This window comes from Amphibacillus sp. Q70 (assembly GCF_052055485.1).
Lineage (GTDB): Bacteria > Bacillota > Bacilli > Bacillales > Amphibacillaceae > Amphibacillus.
This window is the reverse complement of sequence record NZ_CP197171.1, coordinates 1,852,011-1,868,558: the sequence shown is the minus strand read 5'-3', so window position 1 is coordinate 1,868,558 and position 16,548 is coordinate 1,852,011. Positions and strand designations below refer to the sequence as shown.

Annotated in this window: 16 protein-coding genes; 2 read left to right on the top strand and 14 right to left on the bottom strand. The window is 36.4% G+C overall.

Annotated elements, in window-relative coordinates; genetic code table 11:
- Positions 1-221: 221 nt before the first annotated feature.
- The 7 genes from ACS127_RS08350 to ACS127_RS08320 all read right to left on the bottom strand — a co-directional run bounded on the left by ACS127_RS08350 (position 222) and on the right by ACS127_RS08320 (position 5,904).
- On the bottom strand, positions 222-503 hold the full coding sequence (locus ACS127_RS08350; protein ID WP_440897961.1) for a DNA-directed RNA polymerase subunit beta: 282 nt from the start codon (positions 501-503) through the stop codon (positions 222-224).
- A 12-nt stretch (positions 504-515) separates the two neighbouring features.
- A complete protein-coding gene (locus tag ACS127_RS08345) occupies positions 516-1,349 on the bottom strand; it encodes a flagellar hook-basal body protein (protein WP_440897960.1) in 834 nt (277 codons plus the stop codon).
- Positions 1,350-1,362: 13 nt separating this feature from the next.
- The gene (locus ACS127_RS08340) at positions 1,363-2,184 is read right to left on the bottom strand and encodes a flagellar hook-basal body protein (RefSeq protein ID WP_440897959.1); all 822 of its coding nucleotides are present in this window, start codon (positions 2,182-2,184) and stop codon (positions 1,363-1,365) included.
- 230 nt (positions 2,185-2,414) lie between these two features.
- Entirely contained in the window at positions 2,415-3,416 is a 1,002-nt protein-coding gene (locus tag ACS127_RS08335) for a rod shape-determining protein (protein ID WP_440897958.1), read from the bottom strand.
- 223 nt (positions 3,417-3,639) lie between these two features.
- The gene (spoIIID, locus tag ACS127_RS08330; RefSeq protein ID WP_440897957.1) at positions 3,640-3,897 is read right to left on the bottom strand and encodes a sporulation transcriptional regulator SpoIIID; all 258 of its coding nucleotides are present in this window, start codon (positions 3,895-3,897) and stop codon (positions 3,640-3,642) included.
- A gap of 489 nt (positions 3,898-4,386) precedes the next feature.
- Positions 4,387-4,917 carry a VanZ family protein gene (locus ACS127_RS08325; protein WP_440897956.1) on the bottom strand — a complete coding sequence of 177 codons (531 nt, stop codon included), beginning with the start codon at positions 4,915-4,917 and terminating at the stop codon, positions 4,387-4,389.
- A gap of 258 nt (positions 4,918-5,175) precedes the next feature.
- Positions 5,176-5,904 (bottom strand): metallophosphoesterase family protein, encoded by a 729-nt coding sequence (locus ACS127_RS08320; RefSeq protein ID WP_440897955.1) that lies wholly within the window; start codon positions 5,902-5,904, stop codon positions 5,176-5,178.
- Between the two features lie 673 nt (positions 5,905-6,577).
- On the opposite strand from ACS127_RS08320, the gene ACS127_RS08315 reads away from it, so the two are divergent.
- A complete protein-coding gene (locus tag ACS127_RS08315; protein ID WP_440898107.1) occupies positions 6,578-6,796 on the top strand; it encodes a UTRA domain-containing protein in 219 nt (72 codons plus the stop codon).
- Between the two features lie 605 nt (positions 6,797-7,401).
- Here ACS127_RS08315 and ACS127_RS08310 read toward each other — a convergent pair.
- The 5 genes from ACS127_RS08310 to spoIID form a co-directional block, all read right to left on the bottom strand.
- A complete protein-coding gene (locus ACS127_RS08310; protein WP_440897954.1) occupies positions 7,402-8,355 on the bottom strand; it encodes a Gfo/Idh/MocA family protein in 954 nt (317 codons plus the stop codon).
- A 131-nt stretch (positions 8,356-8,486) separates the two neighbouring features.
- Positions 8,487-9,071, bottom strand: coding sequence for a hypothetical protein (locus ACS127_RS08305; RefSeq protein WP_440897953.1), 585 nt, complete (start codon positions 9,069-9,071; stop codon positions 8,487-8,489).
- A gap of 40 nt (positions 9,072-9,111) precedes the next feature.
- Positions 9,112-10,125, bottom strand: a complete 1,014-nt coding sequence (locus ACS127_RS08300) for an AimR family lysis-lysogeny pheromone receptor (protein ID WP_440897952.1) — start codon at positions 10,123-10,125, stop codon at positions 9,112-9,114.
- A gap of 323 nt (positions 10,126-10,448) precedes the next feature.
- Positions 10,449-11,309, bottom strand: coding sequence for a peptidoglycan DD-metalloendopeptidase family protein (locus ACS127_RS08295; RefSeq protein WP_440897951.1), 861 nt, complete (start codon positions 11,307-11,309; stop codon positions 10,449-10,451).
- A 52-nt stretch (positions 11,310-11,361) separates the two neighbouring features.
- Complete coding sequence (spoIID, locus tag ACS127_RS08290) at positions 11,362-12,456, bottom strand: stage II sporulation protein D (RefSeq protein WP_440897950.1); 1,095 nt, start codon at positions 12,454-12,456, stop codon at positions 11,362-11,364.
- 247 nt (positions 12,457-12,703) lie between these two features.
- On the opposite strand from spoIID, the gene ACS127_RS08285 reads away from it, so the two are divergent.
- Positions 12,704-12,856 (top strand): hypothetical protein, encoded by a 153-nt coding sequence (locus ACS127_RS08285; RefSeq protein WP_440897949.1) that lies wholly within the window; start codon positions 12,704-12,706, stop codon positions 12,854-12,856.
- Here ACS127_RS08285 and ACS127_RS08280 read toward each other — a convergent pair.
- Together ACS127_RS08280 and murA are read right to left on the bottom strand one after the other, a co-directional pair.
- Positions 12,846-14,540, bottom strand: coding sequence for a methyl-accepting chemotaxis protein (locus tag ACS127_RS08280; protein ID WP_440897948.1), 1,695 nt, complete (start codon positions 14,538-14,540; stop codon positions 12,846-12,848). The two genes, ACS127_RS08285 and ACS127_RS08280, sit on opposite strands and share 11 nt — an antisense overlap.
- 658 nt (positions 14,541-15,198) lie before the next feature.
- On the bottom strand, positions 15,199-16,515 hold the full coding sequence (gene murA / locus ACS127_RS08275; RefSeq protein WP_440897947.1) for a UDP-N-acetylglucosamine 1-carboxyvinyltransferase: 1,317 nt from the start codon (positions 16,513-16,515) through the stop codon (positions 15,199-15,201).
- Positions 16,516-16,548: the final 33 nt, after the last annotated feature.

Genomic DNA, 16,548 nt, shown 5'->3' with positions numbered 1-16,548 from the left:
TTGTGCTCCTTTTTCATTAAAATGTTTTAAGAAGGTATTCGAAAAATCATGAAAATTCAGTTTATTTAATCCGATTAAGAGAACTTGTATTCGTTCGCCTTTACCTTAAATGGATTCCTCATGTTGCAACACGGTGAGTACATTTACATTCATTTCTCACTTGCTTGATTAAAGTGTAAAAAAAGCAGATTAATCTAGTTTCTGATTAAACTGCTTTACTATTATTCTACTCCTGAAATGATATCCAGCACATGTCGCCAAAAATCAAGCGTCAAGACATCTAAGGGATCTCCATCTCCAAGCACGCTGAAACCAACAATCATACCAATAATAAGAGCAAGTATTGCAAGCAAAAAGACCACAATCAGGCGAAGCCAGATAGGGAAAATTCGGCGGATAGGTGTTTTCGTTCTCTGTTGTTTTTTTCTTTTTTGCCGACTTGTTTGTTCATCATTAGTCGTTTGCTTCGGCTTTTCTTGTTGTCTAGTATCCGTTCTTTGCATTAGTAAAGCTCCTTAGCGCAGTTGATTAACTAGCCCGCGCATTTGATCATGCATTGTAATCGTGCGTGAATTAAATTGATAAGCGCGTTGGGTTTGAAGTAATTCCGCCATTTGTACCGTTAAATCCACATTGGATTGTTCAAGTGTATGACTTTTGATTGAATTCTCAAATGGAGCAACCTCAGTAACAATATCTTCTGCAACATAAGCCGCATCCGTTAGATCCGGTAAACGGAACAAATTCTGACCTGCCGGTTCAAGAAATTGTGGTCGAACTGCCTCTACAAGAGCCAATTGATCTTCAACAACTTCTATTCCGTTACGGCTTGTTACGATTTGACCCATTTCATTAATATTCACATCGTCAATATTTTCATCAAAAATAATTGGTGTACCAGCTTGTCCAATCACGGGATGGCCTTCACTTGTGGACAACATATGCTGACCATCTGGTAAGGGTTGCAAATAAAGTGAGCCATCTCGAGTATAACGCGTTTCAGTAAAACCATTTTCTGTTACTTGGACTTGTAATAGATGATTATCTTCTAGCAACGCCACATCTAATCCTCGATCGGTTGTATCTAATGATCCAAGTGCCAAATTTATATTAGTATGACCCATTCGTGCACCCGAACCTAAGCGAATGCCATGTGGCGTTTGGCGTCCAGTGGCATTCGCTTCAACATCACTAAAATTATCAATATTCTGATACATAAGTGATGAAAAATTGGCGGACTGTGATTTATATCCACTTGTATTCAGGTTTGCAACATTATGTCCAATTAAATCTAGTTTATTTTGAAGCTGACCCATTGTAACGGCAGCTTGTACATTCATTCGACTCATGCTTAATCGCCCCTTACGTTAATCGTGCGATTTGATTAACCGCCATATCCATACTTTGATCATATGCTTGAACAACCTTTTGATTTGCTTCAAATAAGCGATAGGCTTGCATCATATCCGTCATCGTTTGTACCTGATCAACATTTGAACTTTCTAGAAAACGTTGTTCAACTGAAAACGATACATCCGCCATATCACGAGCATCAACGGCTGCTTCATCATCTGTAAACATAAATAAATCTTCATCATCTTTAATCAGATCATTAACATTTTCAGCGTAAGCAATATTTAATGGAATAACAGCTCCATCTATCTCAATAACACCCTCACTTGTCACAGAAAAGGCTTGTCCATCCGTGAAAATAGGCTCACCTGCTTGATCCAAAACATAGTAGCCTTGATTAGTTGTTAAGTAACCTTCACCATCTACCGTGAAGTTACCATTTCTTGTGTACCGAACATCCCCGTCTGCATTCTGTATGGTGAAAAATAAGCTCCCTAATTCATCAGGCAATACAGCATTAATTAATGCCATATCCGTCGCCATGCCTGTTTCTTGTAGGCCGCCTTGCTGGTGATCGGCAATTGTTTCCTGGACATATGCACCGGTATTAATCGAACCGATTTGCTGTTGATTTGGCACAGAAAAAGGACGAGTCGTTGGGATTGTCTCTTTCCCCATTCGATTGATTAATAACTCTGGAAATGCACGGATTGTAGCTTGATCCTGTTTAAAACCCGGCGTTTCTGCATTAGCAATATTGTTTGATAATGTGTCTTGGCGACGTTGTTGTGTTATCATTCCGCTTGCCGCTGTATAAAATCCTCGTAACAATGAACCTCTCCCCTTTGATTTCAGACAAATGTTACCTCTATATTAGCATAAATTCAACAATAAAAGTCAATTTTAATGAATTTCTACTAAAAACTGCAGAATTTTTTTAAAAAACTTGCATTCGCTTACTTTCAAATGAATGCAATGTTTTCCCTTATTCTTAATCGTAAAAATTTTAACCATGTCAGATCCATTCCACGGCTAAAATATTATCCTTCATTACGTAAAAATTAAACAATTGATTTTTTCTCAATTTTATCAATATTCTCCAACATTAAGCCTGTTCCTTTTGCAACACAGTGCATTGGTTCTTCCGCTAAAAAGACGGGAACTTTTAGTTCTTCAGATAAAAGCTGATCAATTCCATGAATAAGAGCTCCTCCACCGGTTAGAATGACACCTCGATCGATAATATCTGCGGATAATTCTGGTGGTGTTTTCTCTAAGACATTTTTCGCAGCTTGCGTAATAACAGCTACTGATTCACGTAAAGCTTGCTCAATTTCTTTTGATTCGATCGTAATCGTTCTTGGCAGTCCTGTGACCATGTCTCGCCCACGAATATCTATGGACTCGTTGCGACCATCCGGGAATACTGTAGCTACATGAACTTTTATATCTTCAGCTGTCCGTTCTCCAATGAGAAGCTTGTAATGACGTTTCACATAATTTAGAATTTCCATGTCGAATTTGTCACCAGCCATTTTAATTGACTGTGCTGTAACGATATCACCCATTGATAAAACGGCAACATCCGTTGTTCCTCCACCAATATCAACGACCATATTTCCACTCGGTTGGAAGATATCCATACCTGCGCCAATTGCTGCAACTTTAGGTTCTTCTTCTAAATAGATTTTTTTACCGCCTGATTTTTCAGCAGCTTCTTTGATTGCTTTTTGTTCTACTTTGGTAATGTTCGTTGGACAACAAATAAGCATACGTGGTTTAGAGAACATGCCGCGCACATTAATTTTATTAATAAAATATTTTAGCATAGATTCAGTAACATCAAAATCCGCAATCACACCATCTTTTAATGGTCGAATCGCTTCTATATTTCCTGGCGTTCGTCCAACCATTCGACGAGCTTCTTCACCAACCTCTAAAACACGTCCAGATGTGCGATCCATCGCAACAACAGAGGGTTCATTTAATACAACGCCTTTACCTTTTACATGAATTAAAACATTTGCAGTACCTAGATCAATTCCAATATCTCTAGCAAACATGAGTTCGATCCTCCCTATGTATAACTTCCGTTAAATTCCTCATATCTCTAATAGTATATAATAACATATATAGCTAAGTAAAGATAAACTATTTTGATTAGATTATGCTAAAAATCGAATTTCATTTATTTTTTTGAAAAAAGGTGCGAATAGTTGTAAATGGTATTAAAACAGATGTCTTAAAAAATGGATGTATGGCAGAGAGGACCAGGATCGAATCTTACTAATGAACTGTTTTATCTTCGTATTTTCGTTTTGTTGCTTCACCGCCCCTTAAGTGACGAATGGCTTTGTGGTATTCAAGAATCTCCTTAACTTCTTTTGCAAGTGCTGGATTAAGTTCAGGTAGGCGATCTGTTAAATCTTTGTGAACAGTACTTTTTGAAACTCCAAATTCTTTTGCAATCGTGCGAACTGTTTTTTTTGTGTCAATAATATATTGACCAATTCGAATCGTTCTTTCTTTAATGTAATCATGCACATCATTTGCCTCCTCTTGTTGTCTGGTCAAGGTGGGGGAAGTTTGGATAGCACGAATAAAATATTGGCAATTCAATTAAAAATCCTCAGACCTTCTTAATCGTTTGTACCATTTTATTATCTAGAGGCGCTGATTATGCGTGAACGAATGCTTTTTTGCAAGAAGAAGATGTTCATTAAGAAAAGTACTTACTTGAGAGCATATGTTTCATATCATGTTATTAAAGTAATAATGACATAGATATAAATTGACTTTGCTTGCCCTATTTCTATCAAATAATAAGTATGGATGTCGTGCTTTGCATGGGAATTTGGGGTTGGGGTTGGGATTAGGACAGAAAGCAGAATAGACACATGCTATTCCACTTCTCGCCTTGGAGTCGTGAATGAAATGCTCGATAGAATCCACAAATCCTTCTAAAATTAGCCATTTCCAAAAGACAAAAAACAACCACATCGAAATGTGATTGCGTTGGCATTTTCTTCATAGCTATTTATTTTTTTGAGTAACTTTTGCATGTATGGCACTAATTATGTAGCCAAGCAAAATACCAACAGCATTTAAAATCCAGTCATCAATATCAACTGATCGTGACACAACATGGAATTGGTGCAGTAAAAACTGTCCGCCTTCAAACAGAACAGGAATAAGTACAACATATAAAAAAATCCGTACTATACCATAGCGCTTATAATGTAGCCAAAAGCCAATTGGGAACATTAACACTACATTTCCTAACAAATTTACGGCAATGATTGATAATGATAATGTGTTTGCTTGATAGGCACGAATATATAATTTAATCGTCTCAAACGGCTCTAAGTTAATGGCTAGCTGATCCCTAACATCCCCCAACCCTTGAAACCAAATCAAATAACTCAACAACAACACATAGATAATCATTAAACCATTATATAGATAACGTTTTGCTTCCTCTGATTTTAATACCATCATTAACATATATGAAGCAACAACAACAGGTAAGACAATTACAAATCCAAAATGTATATAAGAAAGCAACAAAGAAACCTCCTAAGCCGACCACGATTTTCAACGATTGTAAAGCTTTGTGATAGCCTTCCTTATTATCATATAAAACAAGCCTCTTCACAATGCTTTTAAAAAATCTTTTTCGAATTTTTTTAGATCGTATGACTTAAGAAAATAACGCAAAATAAATAAATTAGAAGCTCTCCACTCAACAATAGTTATAAGTGAAAAGCTTCCTTTTTGAAGTTTGGCTGATCGATCTGGATGTTGTGACAACCGGATTGATTTCTAATTATTCTGCTTAACGTTAACTGTTTCATATGAATCTTCTAGTATCACTAAGGCATTTAATTGTCCACCATATGCACAAGCTCCGTCAATACTAATTTTTTTATTTCCAAAAAGCACACCGTCATCCTTCTTTCCCCGAATATATTGCGTCGGTGAATGCCCATGGACAACAGTAAAATCATGAGGATGATCATTGTATAAAAATTGTTGCCTAATCCAAATCATGTCATGAGGGGATGTTTCCCGCCAATCTGTTAAAGAGGGATCAATGCCAGCATGAATAAACAAATGCTTGTCCGTTTCATAATAATATGGCAACGCAGTTAGAAAAGCTACATGTTCAGAAGCTGTTTTCTTAATCAATTGTTTAGCAGCTTTTAAGCTGTCTTCTGTCACCCCTGCCTGAAAATGTTCAAGACCAACATAGTTTTTAAGTGTTGAAATCCCACCGTTCGCTAAATAAAGTTTCATCATTTTCAAATGATCACTACTTAAGAAGTCTAAGAACATTTGGTCATGATTTCCCCTTAGCGCAACAGCACCTTCTTCTACAAGCTTTATAACATATTCAACCGCCTGCTTCGATTCAGGTCCCCTATCAATATAATCACCCAGCAGTATAAGTTGATCTGTTTCAGGCTGATAGTTACACAGCTCTAACAGTTGAACAAGCTCATTATAGCAACCATGTATGTCGCTAATCGCTAGTATCCTTTTTTCAGCCATTATGATCACCTCTTATTTTAGATTGTGTTTTTTATTTGAACTGACATATATCATTTTCCCTTTGATAGCTTATTCAGTCAATTTAGCTTTCTAACGGCTATTGGGATTGTTTTTTACTCACAAGATTTTTGCTAAGATCAGCAACCACAGCCTCACTAATTCTAAATATTTGAAAATCCTCTCAAAATAGCCGTTATAAACGTCCTTTACATTCTTTAATATCGTAATCAATTAATATTTTGTCGTTTGTTTATATATAAATCGAGCTTAGGTTCTGAAATATAAGTTGGTCCTCTCAATTTTACTCTTTACTCCAGTACCCTATCAAGTTTTTGTTTGACTATTCATTTTTTTCATTGAATTTGTATGATCAGCTTTCTTGGATATGAGTATAATTGGAATTGCTGAAATTGGTACAGCCTTAGGTTTAATGTGTATTTAACTTCCAATAATAGTACTTTAAATACCCGTAAAGAAGGAAGACTTGATGAAGGCTTCTAATGAAAAGAGTATAGCCAAAAAAGATTTAATCGTATCTTTTTTCGTTCCTTGGGCGGGGAAGCTAGTTTTTCTTATGAATGATGATGCCAATGGTCGATTTATGTAGTAACATCCCTTTCAGCAGGAAAATTAAAACAAGAAAAATAAGGTGTGCTAGCATTAAAATAGACTTCTGAAAAATCCATTCATTCATGATGAGAAAATATATATGTTGCAATGTGTCAGATGTATAGATGGTTTACCAATTTCTTTACAAACAGCATATTTACCCTTAAAATATTTCCCGAAAATAGAAATAGACTTTAAGAGTGGGTCCTTATCTGAATATATAGATCCGTTCAAATTACTTCCAACCTATTTTGAAACAAAAATAGTTTTAAAAAATAGCTGATGAAGTAGAGTCTATTCTATTGGATATCCCACAAACAAGTTGGATTTATTATTGTGAATACTTAGGGTACACTGATACCCATCTATTACTAAATCTCTCTTTGTAGCAGACGGAACATCAATTACATTTTTGAATACTGATGGCTTTGACCACGATTAACACCAAAAGAGTTGATGATCAATTTACTCTATCTCTAGCCATTCAAGTTTTACTGTTAAATGGAATCAAAGATAATTATTAATTATTACTTTTCGCATTTATAGTTGAGTTTATTATAGATATCCGTCTGTAAACTTATCACCTCTAATCGGTGGGGCGAGGTAATCACAATCCCAGTCTTAAGGTGTGAAGACATTAGCTTGTGTTCCTTAATAATCAGTGGGGCATAAGTTACGCAGACTAAAACCACCACGTCCTGTAGTAATACCTGTGGTTGCGGTTATTCACTCCATTGAAAAGTGCGTTTAATCTCCCACCGCATGGTCTGCATCGTGTAAGCCTGTCCCCCACTAATTGAAGTTTCATTTTATTAATTTATCTATCTCAATAAACATTCAGATAAAAATTTGAGTTAAAAATAACATTTGGTTGTCCCTTCCAATCTTTTAACTTGTCCATTGCTGATATAATTTTTCAACCAACTCAACCGTTTGTAATGTCATTTCTTTTGTCATAGTTGGACTTTCTATCAACCCTTGTTTCAGGCATTCATTGACATGATCAATCTCAAAAACAAATTCGCTCTGATGCTCCATATAATGCTGCTCAGAATGTCCTTCTATACAAATTTCCGCTTGCTTTGTCTTCCAAAAGTAAGGAATAATAATCTTCCCTTTTTCACCATAAATGATTAACTGGCTAGGTAGATCTAAATTAACTGTAATAAAAATATTTCCTTGTACCTCTTCATCGAAAAGCAAACTCAAATCAAATTGGCTATCCGTTTGTCCTGCCTTTATTACGGCTGTCCCAGCTGCTTCATCAATTCTGGAATTTATCACATACATCATGTATTGCAACGGATAGCTTCCTGAACCATGTAAAGCTCCCCCGCCCGCTTCTAATGAATGAAACCATGAAATATGATCCACACTTGGATAAGAAGTCACTGATCGCAAATATTTTACAGCTCCAATCTTTCCGAGCTGAATAGTCTCTCTCACCAATTTAGTAATAGGTAAAAATAGGGCTTTTTGTGCTTCCATAAGAAATAGATTTTTTTCTTTTGCTAGATCAAATAGTTCTTCGGCTTGATCCTGTTTCAATACAAAGGGCTTCTCCACTAAGACATGTTTTCCAGCTAACAACGCTTGCTTTGCAGCATCATAATGTCCTTTATTGTAAGTAGCCACATAAACAACATCCACATTTTCATCTTCATATAATTCTTGATAACTACCATACGCATGAGGTATAGCCAATCTTGCCGCCATTTCCTCTGCCTTATCTAAATTTCTAGAAGCAATTGCGGTTACTTCTCCATCCTGACTTTCCTTTACTCCTGCAACAAATCGTGGCACAATTTGTGCCGTACTGATAATTCCATAATGAATAGTCATGATTTTACACCTTCTTCAAATGGTTATTGAATGTTTTCATTGATTGTACTATATTTCTCTTATACAAAAAAGAAGTCGAGCTCTTTTTTCGAAAGATCGACTTCTTTTATTTACTGTATCAATGTGATTAATTAGAAAATTTCTCCACGCTCTGGATCTTTGAAAATTTCCCCGCGTTCTGGGTCTCTAAAGATTTCTCCGCGTTCTGGATCACTGAAAATTTCTCCACGCTCTGGATCACTGAAAATTTCTCCACGCTCTGGATCACTGAAGATTTCTCCGCGCTCTGGATCACTGAAGATTTCCCCGCGCTCTGGATCACTGAAGATTTCTCCGCGCTCTGGATCACTGAAGATTTCTCCGCGCTCTGGATCACTGAAGATTTCCCCGCGCTCTGGATCACTGAAGATTTCCCCGCGCTCTGGATCACTGAAGATTTCCCCGCGCTCTGGATCACTGAAGATTTCCCCGCGCTCTGGATCACTGAAGATTTCCCCGCGCTCTGGATCACTGAAGATTTCCCCGCGCTCTGGATCACTGAAGATTTCCCCGCGCTCTGGATCACTGAAGATTTCTCCGCGCTCTGGATCACTGAAGATTTCTCCGCGCTCTGGATCTTTTGCAGCCTTAACAGAAGATGTAGAATCTAGCTGTATGACTGATAATCCTGTAATAATCATAGACATGAGAGCAATTTTTGCTAATTTACGCAACATACTTGTTTCCTCCTTAATATTTTTTATGAATAAACTAAAGCTACAACTTTTTCAATGCTGTTAAGGGTAGGCGTGCAAAAAAATGATCCCTTCGATATTCTAAAAATTCGTTATAAGATTGAAGTAGCAGACGACGATCTTGATAAGCACGTCCCAAATAATACTTGGTGAATGGTGTATCTTCAGTTACTTCTGATAATAACCTTTGAGCTGTTATTAATTCACCTTTTGCTATCGCTAAATGAGCCTGCTCACTTTTAATTGGTGTTGTAATACCATCAGGGCGATTAAAATGAGCATAAATGAAGGGCATATTATGTTGATTAATGATCTCAATCATTCTAGGAATATTCTTCTCTTTAGCAATTAGCAAGGCTTCATTTAGGTGATACTTTGCTGACTCAAAACTTTCAAATATATAAGATAGGCTTAAATTAATATGTAAATTAGCTAGATGATAGCTATTATCCGTCCCATCTAACGCTTCAAACCCATGTTTTCTTGCTAATATCATCTCATTTCGTATCCAGTAGTGATTAAATAAAACGAGATTTAAACGTCGATTTAAAAGAGGTGCTAAAACTGGATAGTTTACCTTTTTTATTTTTTCTAATAAAATATCGAGCTTATTAGCTAACATTTCATGCTCAAATAGGTCAAAATAAAGTGAGATCATAAAAAACAGTTGAATACATTGTAAAGGTATATCATCTGTTTTAAATCTTTGAGCTTTTTCTAGTAACTCTCTGCGTTTATAAGTTCGTTTTTGTTTAGCAATAACTAGCTCATAAAGATAGGCCCATTCTCGATTCTGATTATTTTTATGATGCTTATTTCTTTCAACCAGCTTATCCAGTTCAGTGTAATAACCATACATTAATAAATACTCTAAACCAACACACAGTGAGTATGGGTCATTTGTTTTCAAAAAAAACTCTTTTAGCCTTTTAGGATGTTCTTCAATATCAACATATGATTCTAGCCAAATTAAATATTGCTCCACATTCATAAAACAGATATCGGTTTTATGTGCTGGAAAATTTCGACGTGACATTGAATTGCCTCCCAATTAAACAATTAAATTACTATGTCTCTATTGTCACATATTCTCATAATTTTACAAGCCTTTTTATGTTAAATCGTTCGACAAATTACTATTTTGTTCGACAGCGGTAATTGTTTTTTAAACAAGAATCATTCTTTTTCGCTAGCGTAAATTGTCAATTTATGATTAATTTAGGCTTGCCTAAATACCATTTATATACAATTTCATTGGCCAGTAAGACTTTATCATGAAAGACCTAATCCAACTAACCTTTCCTTATCATAAACAAAAAACTCAGTACTTTTTTGATTAAGTACTGAGCTTTTTTATTGTCAGGCATGTGTTGTTGTTCGCCCTGACTCTAATTCTTGATCTGATTCTGATTGATCCGGATCTGGTTCTGAGTCTAAATCTGAATCTGGTTCTGAGTCTAAATCTGAATCTAGATCTGAATCTGTTGGATCATCTGCTACATCTGTTGCTTCTTCAATAGTTATATCTGTAACAGGTTGATCTAGAAATGATTCTGGGTCCACAGGTTGACCATCTTTTCGAATTTCAAAATGAACATGTGTACCTTTATCTTGACTAAATAGACTTGTGCCTGCATGTGCAATAACATCACCCTGTGATACCTTTTGTTCTGGTTCAACTTCAACGTCAGTTAAACTTGAATAGTAAGTGATTACATCATGCTCGTGTTCAATTTGTACAACATTACCAAGCAATGGATCTTCTTTTACTTCTACAACTTCACCACTTAATGCGGCAACTACTGGTAATGGTTCCTCATCTGTAGCAGCAATATCAATTCCTTGACTTTGATAGTAGTTATTGTTGTAGAATACTAGTGCTTGTTCTTGCTCCTCTTGCTCAATTTCATGCTGATAAAACTTTGTGACAATCTGCGTGTTACTTTCAGATAATACAGGCAAGCTTACATTTTCCACTGGGTTTGTAACGGATTCTGATGGTTCATTTGTATCAAATGGGTTTTCTCCTCGTAATTCATCTTGATAATTAAAGTCGGAATCTAAATTTGGTTCTGAGATTCGATTCGAATTCTGATACCATAGCACACCAGTAAGTAAGAGTGCTGCGACAACAAGATATAGTGCTGGAAAAAATCCTTTTTTCTTTACAATCCGATTCCAGTGGTGCTTGAACCCACGTTTTTCCTCTTTCATTTTCATCACCTCAGCAACCATTCTGATCAGAAAGAGGAATTTCTATACATTTAATTTATTATTTTTTTGCGAGATAAGAAGAATCAACATCATCCACTGTTGAAATTTCAATTCCATGATAGTAATGGGCAACAATTTCTTGATAGTTTTTGCCTTCCTCAGCCATTCCATTAGCTCCGTATTGGCTCATTCCAACACCATGTCCATAGCCTTTTGTCGTAAAAACGATATGATCATTTTTTTGTTCGATCTCAAAATCAGTTGAGCGTAAATCAAGTTTCTCTCTAATCTCTCTTCCAGTAAAAATTTGTCCAGCTAATTCTATTGTTTGAACTCTACCACTATCAGTATAGGTCATTCGCGGTTCATTGATAGGTTCTGTTAATGTAATATTTAGCAGTTGTTCTGTCTCACTGATTTGAATACTTTTTTGGTCTAAATATTCAGGTGAAGCTGTATCCCACGGACTCTCAACACTTACAAGATAGGGAAGTTCATTTTCCCAATAGTCTTCAGCATTTTCAGTCTTACCATTACTTGTTGAGAAAAAAGCAGGTGTAATCGGCATTTGATCATAAGTTAAAATTTGTCCAGCTGTTGTAAGTACCGCCTCATTAATTTTCTCAATTTTCCAATGGTATTCAGCTCCCCATTGTTCTTTTAGTTCTTCTTCACTTCGATATACTTGATGTTGGACTGTATCTGTGATCGACTGTTCAGTTTCTAGAGAGCCAGTCGCAAGTAGGTATTGAACAATATATGTCCGAGCGGCTAAGGCTTGTGCTTTTAAAGCTTCTAATTCAAAGTTTGCTGGCATTTCAGAGGCAACAACACTAGCTACATACTGTTCAAGCGGAACAGCTTCCACTTCATTTGTTGCCGATCGTTCTACATTTACAGTAACCGCACTCTCGGTCGTTAGATCGCTCTCCATATTTGTCGGCTCGCTTATCGATTCTTCAATAGGTTCCTTAGAAAATAGTATAATAATAAAGGTAGGTAGACTAAGAACAATGATCGTGAGAGTAGTGATTAGAACAATAACAGGCTTAATATGAACACGCTTCTTTGAGTTTAGTCGAATCGTAAAGCCCTCCAATCCAAAAAAGTTAATAACAATATAGACTATGTAAATAATAGAGTAACTATACATTGAATTAGAAAATTTTAAAATTGGACAAGTAGATTAAAAATGAATATTTTTCTATTTTACATATTAATCAAGTCACAAATCAGTCGTGGAGAAGGAACATGGGCTTAAGCCATCATGTCAGATAGCAATTTCTAGAACTGGGAAACATAAGAAAAACCCCGATATTAAAATCATCCATACTTTCCAAGCATATAACGAATCAGACTCTTACTGACTGTTTCCCCTCATCCATTTGAATACTTCTTGTATGCTTGAAATGGGTGGTTTATGGCATATAGAGCGAACTTTTGCCCAAGGTGTGATGGTCAAGTCAACCTGCTTATTAACAACCTACGATCAAACAATAGTGGCGAATGACTATCAGTTAGTCATTCGCCAGAATTCATTTCTCAATATTTAAATTGGTTCACATTGCTTTGGATTTCTTCTGCTTGTTTGGATAAAGCTTCACTTGCATTTGCAATTTCTTCTACAGATGCATTCAATTCTTCAACAGTTGACGCAACTTCTTCTGTACCTGCTGCATTCTCTTCAGAAATTGCAGATAAATTACTAATCACACTAACCACCGTTTCCTTTTGTCGATCCATCTTTTTGGAGCTCGTATTCAGATCTTTCACATAGCTTTTCATCATGTCAATGGCATCGTTAATCGTATTAAACTGTGTTGTCATTTGAGCCACACTATTTGTTTGGAGCTGTACAACATCCTTGGCTTGTACCATTAACTGAACAGCACCTTCTGTCTTAGTTGTTAAAGTATTAATAACCTTCATAATCTCATCAGTGAAATTACGTGAATCTTCAGCAAGTTTACGAATTTCATCTGCTACCACTGCAAATCCTTTTCCCGATTCACCGGCTCGTGAAGCTTCAATCGCCGCATTTAAGGCGAGTAGATTGGTCTGTTCAGCGATATTTAAAATCATATCACTTGCTTTGGCAATCGCTTTTACTGATTGATCGGTCTCGGTAATGGTATCAGCGACTTGAGTAGAGATAGCTTCATTCTCATCTGCGGACTGATTTAATTGATCAACTGCTTTTAATCCTGTGTCAACCATCTGATTCATTTGGGTTGATTGATCATTTAATTGTTGTAAAACTTGACGGTTAAATTCTATTTGTTCACCTAAGTATTGAATATCTTCAGCACCTTTTGCTGTCTCTGCAGCTTGAGAATCGGCGCCATCTGAAATTTCACCCATCACTCGAGCAACATCAGTAGCAGCATGCGCCGTTTCATCCGTTGTTGCCGTTAATTCTTCAGACGATGCTGCAACAACTTCTGAGACTTCTGCAAGCCCAACAACAATTCGACGTACTTTTTGGACGAACGTATTGAAACTCTCAGCAATTTCGCCAATTTCATCTTTACTTTCTATATCAACATGTGAAGTTAAATCACCATCGTTTGTTGCTAATTCCTTTAATTTATCGGTAATAAGGACCAGTCCTTTTACTTTTCTCCCTAAGGAGATAAAAGTAATCACAATGACAGTGATTAGGATAATAATCGCCCCATACGAAATCAACATCCACATCTGAGACATTCGTGTTGCATTATTGACCTGCGATGATGCTTCCTCTTCAATTGCTTCAATAAATTCAGTTGTTAAGCGTGTGATCTCTTCCTTCACACTCCCATATCCATCACCAAAAATTAAAGCTCTTGCTTGTTCAAAATCGTTTTCCTCGACTAAGTGCATCGCTTCTTCTTCTACCTCAACTAATCCATTCGATTCACTCTGTGCTTGCTCTAAGATTTGAAAGTGGCTATCACTTACCCCTAGCTCCTCGAGCCGGGCAATCGCTTGCTCTCGTCTTTGTACTTCATTAACTTCATGCCAATAGTCATTAGCGTATTTCGCTTCTCCATATTGGACATAGTTTTGAATTTGTTCTGTTAAATAATCGGAAGCTGCTTGTAACATGTTGGCTTGACGCTCTAATTCAAGCTGAGTTTCAGTGACTTCTCTTTCTTCATCAACTGCATAATTTAAGCCAACCATACTAAGAACACTCGCTATAATTGCTATAAAAACTAATAGACTACTGACCTTTAATAACTTTTTAATTTTCATCGATGTTCCCCCTTCGCAATCTAATCAGTATATATTTCCTTAATGCTCATTATATCACAATTAAATGCCTATATTTAGAAAAAAATAAAAATTTGTCACATCTTCTGTTATTCTGTCAAAAAATAATCGATACTATCATCATTATTACATAAAAAGGTAAATATAAAGTAAAATAGTTTACTTATGAAATGGGGAATCCATGACTCGATGATTGCCTTCCTTATTCGTTTCTTTCGTAGCTAGTGAAATCTTGCTCATTGCTGATAGTTTTACATGACTTGATCTTATATTTAACTCTATTTTAATAGAAGATAGGACTTTTGAGGTTCTCTTATCATTGAAATGGACCGTCTAGGTAGGAGTAGAGACTTTTTGAACTTCTCCTATCATTGAAATAGCCCTTCTAGGTAGAGTAGAGACTTTTTGAACTTCTCATATTACTGAAATCAACCTTCTGGGTAAGGGAAGAACTACTTTATGCAGGTTTCTTCAAAAAAGTTATTGTACCACTTATTCTTCATTATGCAACAACAGCTTTGCTAAGAGGGAGCATCGTTTTTGAACATCTTCTTGGAAGATTGTTGTCTGTCTTAGGGGAATTAAAAAAGCTAATCAACTCCTATAAGGAAATGATTAGCCTATTTTTGTATTCTATATGCTATAAAGATGAAACCTGTTCGATTGGTTGTTCTGTTTTAGAAAGTAGATCGACTTGACCTGTATCAACTCGTTCAATGTCAGCACCTAGCCCGTTCAATTTCCCAACTAAGTCAACATAACCGCGGTCAATATGTTTTAATTCTGTTACTCGTGTATAGCCATCTGATATTAGACCAAGTAAAACAAGCGAAGCACCTGCTCTTAAATCAGTTGCTTGCACTTCAGCACCTTGTAATTGTTTATCACCTTCAATGACAACACTACGGCCCTCAATTTTCATATTGGCATTCATCCGTCTAAATTCCTCTACATGCATAAAACGATTTTCAAAAACTGTCTCAGTCACTACACTGGTACCTTCTGCTTTAAGCATCAAGGTCATCATTTGTGATTGCATATCTGTTGGAAAACCAGGATAAGGAAGTGTCTTGACATCAACTGGTTGTAATTTTTCTGGACCTACTACCCGAATTCCTTTAGGTTCTTCGATGAACATCACACCCATTTCCTCCATCTTAGAGATGAGTGAGCGTGAGTGTTCTAATTCTGCACCTTCGACAAGAACATTTCCTCCTGTCAATGCAGCAGCGACCATAAAAGTCCCTGCCTCGATACGATCAGGAATAATAGAATGCTCTGCTCCGTGCAGAGACTCAACACCATAAATTTTAATTATTTCAGTTCCAGCACCAATTACTCTGGCACCCATTTTATTCAGAAAATTAGCGAGATCAACAATTTCAGGTTCTTTAGCCGCATTTTCAATAATTGTCTTGCCTTTAGCAAGCGTTGCAGCCATCATAATATTCTCTGTTGCACCCACACTAGGCATATCTAAATAAACCTTCGCACCTTTCAAAGGTCTATTCTTATATACTTCAACATAACCATTGCCAACATGTACTTGAGCGCCTAAAGCTTCAAATCCTTTTAAATGTAAATCAATAGGACGAGATCCAATCGCACATCCGCCTGGCATCGCAACCTTGGCATGACCATAACGAGCCAGCAATGGACCTAAAACAAGGACAGAAGCACGCATTTTGGTCACATATTCTAATGGAGCTTCCGTTATTAAAGGTTTAACAGCATTTACCTTTAATTGATTATTTGTCAAACTTATATCAGCATTCATATGTTTTAAAACATCTTTCATTGTGTGCACATCAGCTAAAGCTGGTACATTATCAATCTTTGATTCACCACTACTCGCCATAATTGTTGCGGCGATAACAGGCAAGACAGCATTCTTTGCTCCCTCAACTTTTACTGTCCCGGATAATCGGCAGCCACCTTTAATTATTATTTTTTCCAAGATACATTCTCCTCTAATTTCAAAGTCTATATA